This window comes from Extibacter sp. GGCC_0201 (assembly GCF_017566055.1).
GTDB lineage: Bacteria > Bacillota > Clostridia > Lachnospirales > Lachnospiraceae > Extibacter.
Genome location: NZ_JABFCH010000006.1, coordinates 114281 through 128411 on the forward strand (window position 1 = coordinate 114281; position 14131 = coordinate 128411).

Sequence of the window (14131 nt, forward strand, 5' to 3'; positions counted from 1 at the left end):
CCTTGTGCAACAGGGGTCTGACCCCTATGAAAATTTTACGAGTTGTTCGACAATTTCGGGGAACCACATTCCGTGTGACGCCTTCACAAGGACATTGTCCCCTTCCTTTATTATGTTGTTCATCTGTGCGAGGAAATCCTGCTTCGTGGCGAACCAGAGCACTTCTATGCCGGGAGCTTTGTCTGCTCCGGCGGCGATTTCTTTTGCCAGCTCCCCGATTGCACACAGGACGTCTACGCCGTGCCTTGCGGCGTATTCACCGACTTCCCGGTGAAGTTCTTTTTCATTATTCCCGAGTTCTCCCATGTTGCCGAGCACGGCTACCTTCCGGCCGATGGCCATGTCAAGGACATCGATGGCTGCCTTTGTGGATATCGGATTGGCATTGTAGCAGTCATCCAGTATCATGAGGCTGCCGGTGGAGATGATGTTATTGCGTCCCGGGAGGGTCGTGTGTGCCTCGATGCCGGCCTTGATCTCCTCTACTGCAAGGCCGAGTGCAGCGCCTACGGCAGCGCCTGCCAGGGCATTGGAGACCATATGTGCGCCGGGAGTAGGAATAAGGCACTCAAAAGCTTCGCCGTCCGGCATGTGTATCGTACAGGCCGTTCCTTTTAAGCCCATGGGCACGATATCGGACGCATGGCACTGGCAGTCTTCCGTCGTACCGAAGAGGACAGGAGTAACCCCTTTCACTGGCCCCATCCTGGACAGAAGGTCATCATCGCCGTTAAGGATGATGCTTCCGCCATGTTTCATATCCTGTATCATCTGGGATTTCTCTTGGAGAATCCCCTCCCTCGTCTTGAAGAATTCCAGATGGGCCACGCCGATATTCGTAATGACACAGATATCAGGACTGGCGACAGAGGAGAGGCGGCGCATTTCTCCGAAATGGTTGACCCCCATCTCCAGAATCACGACCTCATGCGCTTCATTCATCTCAAAAATGGTGAGGGGAAGTCCCCATTCATTGTTGAAGTTGCCTAACGTCTTGTGGACATTGTATTTCTGAGACACGACAGAGGCAATCATTTCCTTTGTACTTGTCTTGCCGACGCTTCCTGTGATACCGACTACCGTCACATCAAAAGAGTCCCGGTACAGTTTGGCGATGTCCAGCAGCGCCTGCCCGGTGGACTCTACGAGAATATATGGGAAGTCCGTATCACCGAGATCCTCATGGGAGACGACGCAGAGAGCGCCCCTTTCAATTGTATCAGGGATAAACTTATGTGCATTGACATTCTCTCCGTCAATGGCGACAAACAGGTAATCCTTCTCGACTTTTCTGCTGTCGATTACGACACCTGCCACTTCCCGGCTCTTTTTGCTTTCATCGCCGTGGTACGTGCCGTGACAGGCGTCTGCAATATTTTCCAGTGTAAGGTTCTTCATATTCCTTATCCTCTTACTTTCATTGATTCTTCAATTATTTTCTCACACAGTTCTCCGTAATCCATGCCGGCATTCAGGGCAGCCCTCGGGAGAAGGCTTGTAGGAGTCATGCCCGGCAGCCCGTTCATCTCAAGGCAGTAGAACCTGCCGTCCGTCTCATCCACGATAAAATCAGCCCGGGCGTAGACATCCATGCGCAGCGCCTCGAACGCTTTCTCTCCGGCACGCTGGATTTTCTTCATCATCTTCGCGTCCAGGGAGATTGGCGGGCATATCTCGGTCGCCCCTCCGTCCTGGTATTTGTTTTCATAAGAAAACACCTCGTCTCTCGGTATGATCTCTACGAGAGGCAGCGCCTTGCCTGCAAAGATGCCGCATGCATACTCGCGGCCCCTGATAAAAGGTTCGATGACAACTTCGTCCTGATGGTCCTCGTCAAAAGAGCGGCGGACCGCCTCCTTATAATCCTCTTCGGTGTGGCAGATATATACGCCGAGGCTGGAACCGCTGGAACAAGGCTTTACGACGAGCGGCAGATAGTATCCGAGCTCATCGAGAGTCGTGTCTTTCGTCTTTTCTGTGAGAGAAGTCCCCCTTGGCGTAGGCACGCGTGTCATCTTGAACACCTGCTTCGCGACAAGCTTGTTCATGGACATGGCGCATCCGAGCGAATTAGGTCCCGTATACTTGATTCCGAGGACATCGAACGTGGCCTGCATCTTTCCGTTTTCCCCAACGGAACCGTGAAGTCCCATGAACGTAATATCGGCCAGACGACACAGCTCGACGACATTCGGACCAAGATAGCATTCAGACTGGTCTGGGCGGGAAGCTTTGACTGCTTCGATATCCGGTGCGGTCGTCTTGATGCCCTGGGCAATCTCAAGCCCCGCGCCCGGAAGGTCGAATACTTCTTCCAGCTTATCAGAATCGTAAGGTAATCCAAGATAGACATCCAGCAGAAATGCCTTGTGTCCCCGTTCTCTTAAGGTTCTGCAGATACCGGCGCCCGAGATAAGGGATACATCCCGCTCGGGGCTCAGTCCTCCTGCTAAAACGATAATCTTCATAAACAAATGCTCTCCTTTTTAGTTAGTCGTGCTGATCTGATCTAAGAGTGATTTCTTTACTTCATACAGATTCTGTGACAAATCTACATATACGCGGTGCGGGTAGAACAGCCGCTTCGTCTCTTCCCACAGAGTCCTCTTTTCCTGGCGGCAGTATGCGGCAATCTCCTTTACAGAAGGGGACTTATATACACATTCTCCGTTCTTGAATACAGGAACGAGTATTTCACGCATCGTGTAGGATCCACCCGGCAGCTTTGTCTTCTTCCATGTCTCAATCGGGTCGAACAGAAGCAGGTCGCTGCCTGTGTCATATTCTTCTCCGACAAAGCAGATCAGATCGGCTTTTACTTTACCTGTTGTTTTATCATAGATTCTATAAATCGTTTTGTTACCAGGATTTGTAATTTTCTCAGTGTTTTCTGAAATTTTTATCTTAGGTACGAATTCACCGTCCTCATTCATGATGGCCGCAAGCTTGTACACGCCTCCGAATGACGGACAGTCTTTGGACGTGATGAGGTTCGTCCCTACCCCCCAGGAATTGATGGCGGCACCCTGCATCTTCAGATCGTGGAGCAGATACTCGTCAAGGTCATTGGACGCAGTGATGGTAGCATCGGTAAACCCGGCTGCATCGAGCATCTTGCGGGCTTCCTTGGATAAGTAGGCAAGGTCGCCGCTGTCGAGGCGGATACCATACTTTTTAAAATGGACGCCCTTCTCCTTCATCTCTTGAAACACACGTATCGCGTTCGGTACGCCGGACTTGAGCGTATCATACGTATCCACGAGCAGGGTACAGTTATCCGGATACATCTCGGCATAGGTCCTGAACGCGGAATACTCGTCCTTAAAACTCATAATCCAGCTGTGCGCATGTGTCCCCATGACTGGCACGTCAAACAGCTGCCCTGCCAGCACGTTAGATGTTCCCACGCAGCCTCCTATCATGGCGGCTCTTGCTCCATACAGCCCTGCATCCGGTCCCTGGGCGCGGCGCAGGCCAAATTCCATAATACCGTCCCCGTTAGCAGCGAACACGATACGGGATGTCTTGGTCGCGATAAGAGACTGATGATTGATAATGTTCAGTATCGCCGTTTCCACAAGCTGCGCTTCCATAATAGGGGCGATGACCTTCAGAAGAGGCTCCTTCGGAAAGATGACAGTCCCTTCGGGAATCGCATAGATATCGCCGCTGAAATGAAATCCACTCAGGTAGTGGAGGAAATCTTCGCTGAAGATGCCCAGGCTCCTGAGATAGTCCACATCATCATATGTGAAGTTCAGATTCTTGATATAGTCAATCACCTGGTCAAGTCCGGCACATATAGAATAGCCGTTGTTACAAGGATTCTGGCGGAAAAACACGTCAAAAATCACAGTTTCGTTCTGTCCCTGTTCGTAATAACCCTGCATCATGGTCAACTCATATAGATCCGTCAGCAAGGTCAAATCTCTTCTGCTCATTTTCCTGTTAAAACTCCTTTTTTTCTCGGGGCAGTCCGTACTGCCCTGTCTATATGAATACCCGGCATGGGATATTCTGTCTTATTATATCACCAGACGCATAAAATGTAAAAGAGAAAAGTAATCAACCAGAGGCTCAGACAAGCCTTTGGTTCTTATTGATCGTCTCCTGTATGATATTCTGGCAGTACTGTCCGAGATGCTTCTTCGTCTCTTTGTCCAGGTCATTCGGATAGACAGGCGTGCCGTATTCCAGAATGACATGGGTCTTTTTGATGCGCGGGAACTGCTGCTCAAAGATGGCATGCGTGTTGTTGAGGCTCATCGGTATGATGGCACAGCCAGTCTTCTCTGCAATCTTGAAGGAACCGTCGTGAAACGGCAGCATGCTCAGTTCATCCCCGTCGTTGCGTGTTCCTTCGGGAAATATGCAGATGGAGATGCCTTCCTTCACATACTCTATCGCCTTCAGGATTGTTTTCAGCCCCTCTTTTGGCGTACTTCTGTCGAGAAACAGACAGTACAGCCGTTTCATCCAGTCTCTGAGAAGCGGATAGCGCAGCATCTCCTTCTTGGCAATATATCCGGTGAGGCGACGACAGCGGGAATAGGTGATGAGTATATCGAAGTAGCTTCTGTGGTTTCCGATAAAAAGTACCGGTTCGTCTGGAACATGTTCCTCACCTATGACGGTGACTTCCACACCGGAGATGCGGAGCATCAGGCGGAAGACCCACTGTACGAGACGCAGGGAGCTTACATCTGCAGTCCTGCGTCTGAACTTATGGATGATCCATTCCACTCCAAGTACCGGAATGCCCAGTACGAGATACAGCATCAATACGATTACAACACATATAAATCTTATCATCAGTATAACCTCTCTGTTTATGTTATTTAATATCTTCCATATAATATGGCCATGTCTTTCAGCTCTTTTGCAAGCGGCGCGCTTAATATCCCCTTCTTGAAGCGCCAGTTCCAGTTGCCGGCGGCAACCCCCGGTATGTTCATCCTGGCTTCCTTCCCGTAAGACAGGACATCCTGCATCGGTACGACCGCACAGGCGGCGATGCTGCCGAGGCAGAGACGTATGAATTCTTTATTGATCTTCGTGCCGTCCGAATTCGTATAGCGCCTTACCTTTTCCTGGCAGGCAGGATTCAGCGTCTCATACCATCCGAGCGTCGTGTCATTGTCGTGCGTCCCGGTATAGCAGACGCAGTGAGGGGTCGTAAACTGGTGGGGGAGGAAAGCATTTTCCTCGGTGCCCTCGAATGCGAACTGAAGGACTTTCATGCCCGGGAAGTGAAATTCATTCCGCAGCGCCTCGACTTCCGGAGTGATGACGCCAAGGTCTTCCGCTATTATCGGCAGTCCCTCTCCGAGCGCGTCTTCTATGGCATGGAACAGCTCCCGGCCGGGAGCTTTGACCCACTCGCCGTGTACGGCTGTCTCTTCTCCGTACGGGACAGACCAGTATGCTTCAAAACCACGGAAGTGGTCGATACGCAGAATATCAAGCAGCGTAAGCTGATGGCGTATCCGACAGATCCACCATGCAAAGCCTTCCTCCTCGTGGGCTGCCCAGTGATAGAGGGGATTGCCCCAGAGCTGGCCGGTCTCGGAAAAGTAATCCGGCGGCACGCCCGCCACTTTGACAGGATATCCCTTTGAATCGAGCTGGAACAGATGCTGGTTCGCCCACACGTCTGCGCTGTCCATGGAGACGAAGATGGGGATATCGCCGATGATTCGTATATCATGCCTGTTTGCATAAGCTTTCAGCTCTCTCCATTCTTCAAAAAAGAGGAACTGCAGAAATTTGTAGAACCCGCTGTCCTTTTCATAAGCCTCCTGCAGACGGGCTTTGCATTCCGGAGACGGATTTCTGCATTCGTCTTCCCATTCGAGCCAGCTTACGCCTCCGTGTGCATCCTTGCACGCCATAAAGAGTGCATAATCATCCAGCCAGGCCGCGTTCTGTCCGCAGAATGCTTCGTATGCCGCTAGGAGTTCCCGGTGGGCCTCCTGATAGGCAGAAGTGCAGAAGCGGCGGTAAGCATTCTGAAAGATACGCTGCTTCCAGGGGATGATGACGCCGTAGTCGACGTGTTCGTCGTCGCGTACGGGACAGTGTAAGATCTCATAACCTTGTACCAGCTCCAATTCTTTTAAATGTGCCGGGCTGATAAGAAGGGGCTGCCCTGCAAAGGCAGAGAAGCTCTGGTAGGGGGAATCGCCGTAACCGGTAGGGGTGAGCGGAAGCATCTGCCAGATATGCTGTCCCGCGCGTTCTAAAAAGTCTACGAACTCATAGGCATCTGCCCCTAAGTCTCCGATACCGTACGGGGACGGCAGGGAGGTAGGATGCAGCAGAATGCCGGAGATTCTGTTCTGTTCATTCATGTGGGTACGCCTGCTTTCTATAAAGATTAAGTAGTTTTATGACAAATATGCGTCTATTATACTACAAAATTGGAATTTTTCATAGCTTTGCTGTGTATGATGTTAAAGAGAATGTAGCTTTGAGGAATCTGATGAAAAGATTATGCTCCTATGTGCTTCTTCTGGCCTGCACATTCCTTCTGACAGCGTGTTCCGTCACAAAGACGGACAAAGACAAGATACGCGATATCGACTTCACCGTGGTCGATACGGAAGCTGTCCCGGAAGAGCTGGCCGCACAGATAGAAGAGGCGAAGGCGGAACCATTCAGGCTTACTTACGGGGATAATGGATATCTGTACATTGCCCGTGGATATGGGACAAAAGATACAAGCGGGTACAGTGTGGAGGTGCCGGAATGCTATGAGACATCCAATGCAGTCTGCATGAAAAGCAGTCTTCTGGGGCCGGACAAAACGGAAGAGGTAAAGAAAAAGCCGACTTATCCGTATGTAGTTATAAAAATGGAATACAGCGACAAAAACGTAGAATTTGATTAAGGAGGAATGAAAAATGGAATATATGAAAAAACAGGTACAGACTTACCGGACCGGGAAAGTCATTACCGACCAGTTCTACATTGACGATGATTATAATGTACCGGACGTGAAAAGTGATGTGATGCGCATCATACTCGGAGAGGGAATGCTGGATGTAGAGGACATGAAGGTCGTGGAAAATTACATCCGTGTGGCCGGAAAGATGAACTTCAAGGTGCTGTACGTGACCGAGGAGGGAGAATCGAGGCTGTCCTCCCTGGAAGGGAGGATTCCGTTTGAGGAGATGATATACACGGAACAGGTGCCGGAAGGGACGCCGTTTATCAAGGCTTCTAATATCGACCTGACAGTGACGACGATACATTCAAGGAAACTGAACCTGAAAGCCCTCGTGGAACTTCAGGTGTCTTCAGAAGGTATGGACGACCTGGAGGTGACGACGGATATTCTAAGCGATGCTCCAGTGTATAAGCGATATGCCGCAAAGCAGATGCTGCGCATGCTCACATCCAAGAAGGATACATACCGGATCAAGGAAGAAGTTGCCATCAGCGGGACGAAGGAAAATGTCGGCACGCTGCTCTGGACAGATGTCACGAGCCGCAAGCTCGATACGAGGCTTGGCACGGACGAGATGCTCATACAGGGCGAGCTGATGCTGTTCTGCTTCTATGAGTCTCTGGAGGGCAAGACAGACTGGATCGAACAAGTTATTCCTTATGAAGGACGTATAGAATGTTACGGTGCACAGGATAATATGTATCATCAGATATATCCGGAGCTTGCGGATGTCAACATCGATGTGCGCATGGATGAAGACGGCGAGATGCGCCTGCTCGGCGTGGAAGCCACGCTGGAACTCAGGCTTATCGTATATGAGGAAGAGAATGAGGATGTGCTGGAGGACGTATATTCGCTGGAGAAGACCTGCATCCCGAGAATAACAGAAGAGACATTTGAAAAGCTGCTCATGCAGAATCATTCAAAATGTAAAGTAATTGAACAGCTCTCCCTTCCGGAGATTAAGGACAGCATGCTCCAGGTGTGCCACAGCAGCGGAAAGATTCAGCTGGAGCGGACCGAGGTTGTGGACGGCGGTATACAGATAGAAGGCGTACTCCATATCAGCTTCCTCTATGTAAAAGCAGATGATGTCATCCCGTTTGACACGTGGCAGGGAATGGTTCCCTTTTCCTATCTTCTGGAGAGCAATGAAACGAGCAGTGACATGACCTATGACCTGACGTATGCGGTTGAGCAGCTTTCCATCGGCCTGCTCGGCAGCGACGAGATAGAGATCAAGGCCGTGCTGGCCTTCAACAGCTTCCTGAAACAGCCGGTACTGGTATCCAACATCGAAGAAGTAGACTTTGAACCGGTCGATATGGAGGAGATGGAACGGCGGCCCGGTATCGTAGGATATATCGTGCAAGATGGAGATATGCTCTGGGATCTTGCAAAACGATACAGCACGACGGTAGAAGGAATCATGGAAGTGAACGGCCTGGAATCAGAGCAGGTAAAACCAGGGGATAAGATATTGATTTTTAAGGAAAATATGAGTATACTATGAGTACACTGTATACAAGATACAACGATCTGAGGATAATGTAAACGTTAACTTACGAGGAGATAAAATATGGATAAACTGGAGTTGAAAGCACTGGCTAAGATAAACCTGGGCCTGGACGTACTCGGAAGGCGGAGCAACGGATACCACGATGTACGCATGGTGATGCAGACGGTGTACTTGTATGACCAGGTCATAATGGAGAAGAAGAAGGAGCCGGGCATCGAAGTGGAGACGAACCTGTATTTCCTTCCGGTCAATGAGAATAATCTCGCTTACAAGGCAGCAAAGCTGCTTATGGATGAATTTCACATAAAAGAGGGAATCAAGATTACGCTTAAGAAGCATATTCCGGTGGCGGCAGGTATGGCAGGCGGAAGTTCCAATGCAGCGGCAGTGCTCTATGGAATGAACCGCATGTTTGCCCTGAAGCTGCCGGAGAAAGCTTTGATGGAACGGGGGTTGACGCTTGGGGCGGACGTGCCGTACTGCATCATGCGGGGAACCGTGCTTGCAGAGGGCATCGGCGAGATTCTCACTCCTTTAAGCCCCATGCCGAAGTGCCATATATTGATAGCGAAGCCGCCCATCAGCGTATCGACCAAGTTCGTGTACGATGAGCTGGACTCCCGCGAGATAACAGCGCACCCGGATATAGACGGAATCATAGAGGGTCTGGATGGACAAGACCTGGCACGCACGGCCGGATGCCTTGGAAACGTGCTGGAGGAAGTCACGGTCCGGGAATACCCTGTAATCGAACAGATCAAGAATGTCATGAAAGGACAGGGGGCATTGAACGCCATCATGAGCGGAAGCGGCCCGACCGTATTCGGCATATTTGAGGAAAAGAGCAGGGCGAGGGAGGCCGGCAGAAAGATAAAGGAAACGGGATTAACGAAGCAGGTGTATGTTACGAACGTGCATAATGCAAGGAGGAAATGAGCATGGAACCAAACTTTCAAGTCAATATGAACGAATATCTCCCGCTCCGGGACGTCGTATTTAATACGCTCCGTCAGGCGATTCTGCGGGGAGAGCTGAAACCCGGGGAGAGGCTGATGGAGATCCAGCTCGCCAATAAGCTTGGTGTCAGCCGTACACCTATACGTGAAGCAATCCGTAAGCTGGAGCTGGAAGGACTTGTGCTCATGATTCCGCGAAAAGGGGCAGAGGTGGCAGAGATAACGGAGAAGAGCCTGCGGGATGTGCTGGAAGTCAGGAAAGCGCTGGAGGAGCTGGCGGTACAGCTCTGCTGTGACAAGATTACGAAGGATGAGATCAGGGAGCTTGAAAAGGCTGCGGAAGATTTTAAGACCGCCATAAGAAGAGGCGGCCTTACAGAGATAGCCGAGGCGGATGTCAAGTTCCACGATGTCATCTATATGGCAACGGACAACCAGAAGCTCATCCAGCTGCTGAACAACCTGCGTGAGCAGATGTACCGCTACAGGATGGAATATCTGAAAAGTGATGAAGTATATCCGCAGCTCATCGCAGAGCATAAAGACATTATCCGCCATGTCGCCGGCAAAGAGAAGGAAAAGGCGACCGAAGTCGTCAGCAAGCATATAGATAACCAGGTCGAGGGAGTCATCGATACGCTCCGCCTGAAAAAATTATAATTTTAAGGCCTGCTTTTGTATAAGCGCCGGAAAATGTGTACAGACTTCTTATAACATCCGAGGGGATTGTGAATAAGGAGGTACATATTATGCGGGAAGAAATTGAAAAGAGATATAGAAAGAAACAACTCATCTGTGTTATACTTGGTGTCTGTATAGCACTGATTCTGACAGGGAGCATCGTCAGCCGGCGGATGAAAGTAGTTGATGCGAAAGTGCGGGAAACCCAGGAGAAGCTGGCAGGAGAGGTGTTCCGGTTCCACGTGCTGGCGAACAGCGACAGCGAGGAGGATCAGGCGCTGAAGCTGAAAGTGCGGGACGCGGTACTGGCGTATATGAAAGCCGATATGAAAGGCGGGACGGCCGGCGAGCCGACCGCGGAGGATACGAAGAGATGGGCTCACAACCATCTGGAGGAAATTGAGGAGAAGGCGGAGGAGGTTATCCGTAAGGAAGGGTATTCCTACGGAGCAGAAGCGAATGTACAGTTCTGCCATTTTCCGGACAAGACTTACGGGGACATCACGTTTCCGGAAGGAGATTATGAGGCGCTGCGTATCGTGATCGGGCAAGGCAGAGGCCACAACTGGTGGTGCGTGCTCTATCCGAACTTATGCTTTATGAGCACGACGTGCGCGGTCGTAAGCGATGAGGGGAAAGAGGAGCTGAAAGAAGTGCTCACAGATGATGAATATGAAATGGTGACAGCCACTTCGGACTTTAAGATAAAATGGTTTTTCTTTGGAGGAGACGAGAAAGAGGACCGGTAGAGACATGGAGGCAGTTTCATGACTGAGTTTTTGGTAAGACGTTTTGTTAAGAATCATGAAGAGGTAGAGAAGGTGTCTGTCCGTACGGCCTATGGAGTGTTGGCGAGTGCGGTGGGCATCTTTTGCAATGTATTGTTATTTGTGGTCAAGGCGGCCGTGGGCTTCCTGCTCCACAGCATATCCGTAACCGCAGACGCTTTTAATAACCTCTCGGACGCGGGATCTTCCGTCATCGGGCTAGTGGGCGTCAAGATGGCAAGCAAACCGGCAGATAAAGACCATCCGTTCGGCCACGGAAGGATTGAATATATCGCGGCGCTGATCGTAGCGTTTCTCGTCCTGCAGGTCGGGTTTACCTTTTTCAAGGATGCCATCGGAAAGATACGTGAGCCGGAGATGATGAAGTTCAAGCTCATATCTGTTATCATACTCATACTGTCTGTCGGGGTGAAGCTCTGGATGGGCGTCTTTAACCGGAAGCTCGGACAGCGCATCAATTCGAAGGTCATGCTCGCAACGGCGGCAGACGCGCTCGGAGACGTGATAACAACGTCCGCCACGATCGCCTCTCTTCTGTTCTGGAAGGCAACCGGAATTAATATTGACGGCTTCGTAGGACTTGGCGTATCGCTAGTCGTCATGTGGGCGGGAATCGGCATTGCCAGAGATACGCTGGAGCCCCTTATCGGTGAACCCGTGGCGGCGGAAGAATATGTCAGGATATCGAGGTTCGTGGAGAAATATGACGGCATCGTCGGCAGCCATGACCTGATTGTACATAATTACGGGCCTGGGAGAAGCATGGCGTCCATCCATGCAGAAGTGCCGAACAATACGGATATAGAAGATTCGCATGAGATCATCGACAAGATAGAACGGGACGCGGCCAGGAAGCTTGGAATCTTTCTCGTGATACATATGGATCCTGTGGAGACGAAGGATGAGCAGGTGCTCGAGGCGAAGGAACATGTGGAAGAGGTGGTATCACGTCTGGATGGCAGGGCGAGCATCCACGACTTCCGCATGGTGGACGGCAGACACCAGATCAATCTTATCTTCGACCTCGTTGTTCCGAGAGAATACAGCAGGGAGCAGCAGAACAGCCTGAGCCACGCGGTCATGGAGGAACTTCAGAAGATAGATGAGAGATACCAGTGCGTCATTACGGTTGAGATGAGCTTTGTGGCAAGTGCACGGAAAGGACAGGAAGAATAAGAGATGTATTCATTTGACAGCAGAGTCAGGTTCAGTGAGGTGGACCACACGAAGCAGATAACCTTGCCAGGGGTTATCAATTATTTTCAGGACTGCAGCACCTTCCATTCGGAGAGTCTCGGCCTCGGGGTCGATTACTTCGCAAAACACAAGCGGGCATGGGTGCTGAACGCGTGGCAGGTCGTAACAGAACGCTATCCTAAGCTTGGAGAGCACATCACGGTCAGCACGTGGGCGACGGAATTCAACGGATTATACGGGCTCCGAAACTTCCGTATGACGGACGGTAAGGGCAGGACCACGGCATATGCCAATTCTGTCTGGGTATATATGGATATGGCGAAAGGAAGGCCGGTGAAGCCGCCGACCGAGGAGATTGAGGCATACGGGGAAGAAGAGCCCCTGGCAATGGATTATGCACCGAGGAAGATTGCCCTTCCGGATACATGGGAAGAAAAGCCCCCCTTTCCGGTGAGAAAGTATCATATCGATACGAATGAGCACGTCAATAACTGCCAGTATGTGCAGATGGCGCTGGAGGTGCTCGGGAAAGAGCCGGATATACGACAGGTTAGGGTAGAATACAGGAAATCGGCTGTCTATCAGGATATTATCAGCCCGCGCGTGTCAGAGGAGGAAGGCCGGACAGTCGTGTCACTTGGAGATGCACAGGGGAAACCTTATGCAATAGTAGAACTAAAGGAGAACTTATGATGACATTAGAAAAGGGATTAGGAAAAAAACAGGTGCTGAGCGTGATGAAGCTGGTGGACTTTGGGGTATATCTCGGAACGGAGGAAGAGAAAGTGCTGCTTCCGAAAAAGCAGGTTCCCGAAGGGACAAAAAAAGGAGACGAGATAGAAGTATTTCTCTATAAGGATTCTTCGGACAGGCTGATAGCCACGACGTCAGAGCCTGCACTGACACTCGGCGGGCTGGCCGTTCTGGCTGTAGCAGATACCGGACGGGTAGGAGCTTTCCTCGAGTGGGGGCTTGAGAAAGATCTGCTGCTGCCGTATAAGGAGCAGACGGCAAAGGTGGAGAAGGGGGACAAGGTGCTTGTGGCGCTGTATGTGGACAAGAGCCGGCGCCTCTGTGCGACGATGAAGGTGTATGACAGGCTGCTGACAGATTCACCTTATAAAAAAGATGACCATGTAAGCGGAACGGTCTATGAGTTCAGTGATAATTTTGGGGTGTTCGTGGCGGTAGATAACCGGTATTCCGCCCTGATACCAAAGAGAGAGGCATTTGGCAGCCTGAAAGTGGGAGATAAGGTACATGCGAGGGTCGTGAAAGTACATGCGGACGGAAAATTAGACTTAAGCATCAGGGAAAAGGCATTTATCCAGATGGACGCGGATGCCGCGGCAATTGTAAAACGGATGGAAGAATATGGGGGAGAGCTGCCGTTTACGGACAAGGCGGAGCCGGAACTCATCCAGAGAGAGTTCGGTTTGAGCAAAAATGCTTTTAAGCGTGCGGTAGGACGGCTGCTGAAAGAGGGCAAGGTAGAAATCAGAAATAGTTCCATCGTGCTCAAGTAATTATTACCAAAAACTGGTGTGAAAAATTGTGCACATTTTAAAAAGCGCCGAAAATCAACATTTGCCTTGATTTTGGCAGGGTTTTCGTATATATTGAGGGTGTAAAAAGAAAAGAGTAGAAAAGAAAAGGAGAGTAACAAGATGAAAGTTCAGAATATCACAAATATCGAAAAGTTTTTCGAAGTAGTAGACAGTTGCTCAGGTAAGGTGGAATTAGTAACAGGTGAAGGAGACAGACTTAATTTAAAATCTAAATTATCTCAGTATGTGTCTATGGCGAATATCTTCTCTAACGGAGAGATTCCGGAGCTTGAAATCGTAGCACATGAAAAAGAAGATATCGACAAGCTCGTTGCATTCATGATTAACGGCTAGAAATCAAGATCTTATATACAGGCTGGCAGACAGCGCAGGCGGCGGCAATATTTCCCTCGAGACGAGGAGAATATTGCCGCCGCCTTTTCTTATGCCGCAAAATTTGTTATAGTTATCTTATCAGTTACTATAAGACGACA

General features: G+C 50.3%; 14 protein-coding genes. 9 read left to right on the forward strand and 5 right to left on the reverse strand.

Annotation, left to right across the window (positions count from 1 at the left end):
- Positions 1-24 precede the first annotated feature (24 nt).
- The 5 genes from HJV72_RS05985 to malQ form a co-directional block, all read right to left on the reverse strand.
- Entirely contained in the window at positions 25-1398 is a 1374-nt protein-coding gene (locus HJV72_RS05985) for a UDP-N-acetylmuramoyl-tripeptide--D-alanyl-D-alanine ligase (protein ID WP_208069506.1), read from the reverse strand.
- A gap of 5 nt (positions 1399-1403) precedes the next feature.
- The gene (locus tag HJV72_RS05990; RefSeq protein WP_208069507.1) at positions 1404-2468 is read right to left on the reverse strand and encodes a D-alanine--D-alanine ligase family protein; all 1065 of its coding nucleotides are present in this window, start codon (positions 2466-2468) and stop codon (positions 1404-1406) included.
- Positions 2469-2486: 18 nt separating this feature from the next.
- Positions 2487-3941 carry a nicotinate phosphoribosyltransferase gene (locus HJV72_RS05995; protein WP_208069508.1) on the reverse strand — a complete coding sequence of 485 codons (1455 nt, stop codon included), beginning with the start codon at positions 3939-3941 and terminating at the stop codon, positions 2487-2489.
- A 136-nt stretch (positions 3942-4077) separates the two neighbouring features.
- On the reverse strand, positions 4078-4812 hold the full coding sequence (locus tag HJV72_RS06000) for a lysophospholipid acyltransferase family protein (RefSeq protein WP_208069509.1): 735 nt from the start codon (positions 4810-4812) through the stop codon (positions 4078-4080).
- A gap of 26 nt (positions 4813-4838) precedes the next feature.
- Positions 4839-6350, reverse strand: coding sequence for a 4-alpha-glucanotransferase (gene malQ / locus HJV72_RS06005; RefSeq protein WP_208069510.1), 1512 nt, complete (start codon positions 6348-6350; stop codon positions 4839-4841).
- Between the two features lie 131 nt (positions 6351-6481).
- Here malQ and HJV72_RS06010 point away from each other — a divergent pair, with 131 nt between their 5' ends.
- The 9 genes from HJV72_RS06010 (at position 6482) to HJV72_RS06050 (ending at position 13991) form a co-directional block, all read left to right on the forward strand.
- Positions 6482-6889, forward strand: coding sequence for a protease complex subunit PrcB family protein (locus tag HJV72_RS06010; protein WP_227188272.1), 408 nt, complete (start codon positions 6482-6484; stop codon positions 6887-6889).
- A 13-nt stretch (positions 6890-6902) separates the two neighbouring features.
- On the forward strand, positions 6903-8462 hold the full coding sequence (locus HJV72_RS06015) for a DUF3794 and LysM peptidoglycan-binding domain-containing protein (protein WP_208069513.1): 1560 nt from the start codon (positions 6903-6905) through the stop codon (positions 8460-8462).
- Between the two features lie 66 nt (positions 8463-8528).
- Positions 8529-9404 (forward strand): 4-(cytidine 5'-diphospho)-2-C-methyl-D-erythritol kinase, encoded by an 876-nt coding sequence (gene ispE, locus HJV72_RS06020; protein ID WP_049729850.1) that lies wholly within the window; start codon positions 8529-8531, stop codon positions 9402-9404.
- A 2-nt stretch (positions 9405-9406) separates the two neighbouring features.
- Entirely contained in the window at positions 9407-10084 is a 678-nt protein-coding gene (locus HJV72_RS06025; RefSeq protein ID WP_208069515.1) for a GntR family transcriptional regulator, read from the forward strand.
- Positions 10085-10173: 89 nt separating this feature from the next.
- Positions 10174-10854, forward strand: a complete 681-nt coding sequence (spoIIR, locus tag HJV72_RS06030) for a stage II sporulation protein R (RefSeq protein WP_208069517.1) — start codon at positions 10174-10176, stop codon at positions 10852-10854.
- An 18-nt stretch (positions 10855-10872) separates the two neighbouring features.
- Positions 10873-12069 (forward strand): cation diffusion facilitator family transporter, encoded by a 1197-nt coding sequence (locus HJV72_RS06035; RefSeq protein WP_208069519.1) that lies wholly within the window; start codon positions 10873-10875, stop codon positions 12067-12069.
- Between the two features lie 3 nt (positions 12070-12072).
- Positions 12073-12783, forward strand: coding sequence for an acyl-[acyl-carrier-protein] thioesterase (locus HJV72_RS06040; RefSeq protein ID WP_049729854.1), 711 nt, complete (start codon positions 12073-12075; stop codon positions 12781-12783).
- On the forward strand, positions 12783-13616 hold the full coding sequence (locus HJV72_RS06045; RefSeq protein ID WP_208069585.1) for a CvfB family protein: 834 nt from the start codon (positions 12783-12785) through the stop codon (positions 13614-13616). The genes HJV72_RS06040 and HJV72_RS06045 overlap by 1 nt, the downstream gene beginning before the upstream one ends.
- A gap of 141 nt (positions 13617-13757) precedes the next feature.
- On the forward strand, positions 13758-13991 hold the full coding sequence (locus HJV72_RS06050) for a hypothetical protein (RefSeq protein WP_006444854.1): 234 nt from the start codon (positions 13758-13760) through the stop codon (positions 13989-13991).
- Positions 13992-14131 lie beyond the last annotated feature (140 nt).

Bases quoted from the DNA above. Each gene is read 5' to 3' on its own strand.
- HJV72_RS05985 (WP_208069506.1), bottom strand. From the start codon at position 1,398: ATGAAGAACCTTACACTGGAAAATATTGCAGACGCCTGTCACGGCACG.
- HJV72_RS05990 (WP_208069507.1), bottom strand. From the start codon at position 2,468: ATGAAGATTATCGTTTTAGCAGGAGGACTGAGCCCCGAGCGGGATGTA.
- HJV72_RS05995 (WP_208069508.1), bottom strand. From the start codon at position 3,941: ATGAGCAGAAGAGATTTGACCTTGCTGACGGATCTATATGAGTTGACC.
- HJV72_RS06000 (WP_208069509.1), bottom strand. From the start codon at position 4,812: ATGATAAGATTTATATGTGTTGTAATCGTATTGATGCTGTATCTCGTA.
- malQ (WP_208069510.1), bottom strand. From the start codon at position 6,350: ATGAATGAACAGAACAGAATCTCCGGCATTCTGCTGCATCCTACCTCC.
- HJV72_RS06010 (WP_227188272.1), top strand. From the start codon at position 6,482: ATGAAAAGATTATGCTCCTATGTGCTTCTTCTGGCCTGCACATTCCTT.
- HJV72_RS06015 (WP_208069513.1), top strand. From the start codon at position 6,903: ATGGAATATATGAAAAAACAGGTACAGACTTACCGGACCGGGAAAGTC.
- ispE (WP_049729850.1), top strand. From the start codon at position 8,529: ATGGATAAACTGGAGTTGAAAGCACTGGCTAAGATAAACCTGGGCCTG.
- HJV72_RS06025 (WP_208069515.1), top strand. From the start codon at position 9,407: ATGGAACCAAACTTTCAAGTCAATATGAACGAATATCTCCCGCTCCGG.
- spoIIR (WP_208069517.1), top strand. From the start codon at position 10,174: ATGCGGGAAGAAATTGAAAAGAGATATAGAAAGAAACAACTCATCTGT.
- HJV72_RS06035 (WP_208069519.1), top strand. From the start codon at position 10,873: ATGACTGAGTTTTTGGTAAGACGTTTTGTTAAGAATCATGAAGAGGTA.
- HJV72_RS06040 (WP_049729854.1), top strand. From the start codon at position 12,073: ATGTATTCATTTGACAGCAGAGTCAGGTTCAGTGAGGTGGACCACACG.
- HJV72_RS06045 (WP_208069585.1), top strand. From the start codon at position 12,783: ATGACATTAGAAAAGGGATTAGGAAAAAAACAGGTGCTGAGCGTGATG.
- HJV72_RS06050 (WP_006444854.1), top strand. From the start codon at position 13,758: ATGAAAGTTCAGAATATCACAAATATCGAAAAGTTTTTCGAAGTAGTA.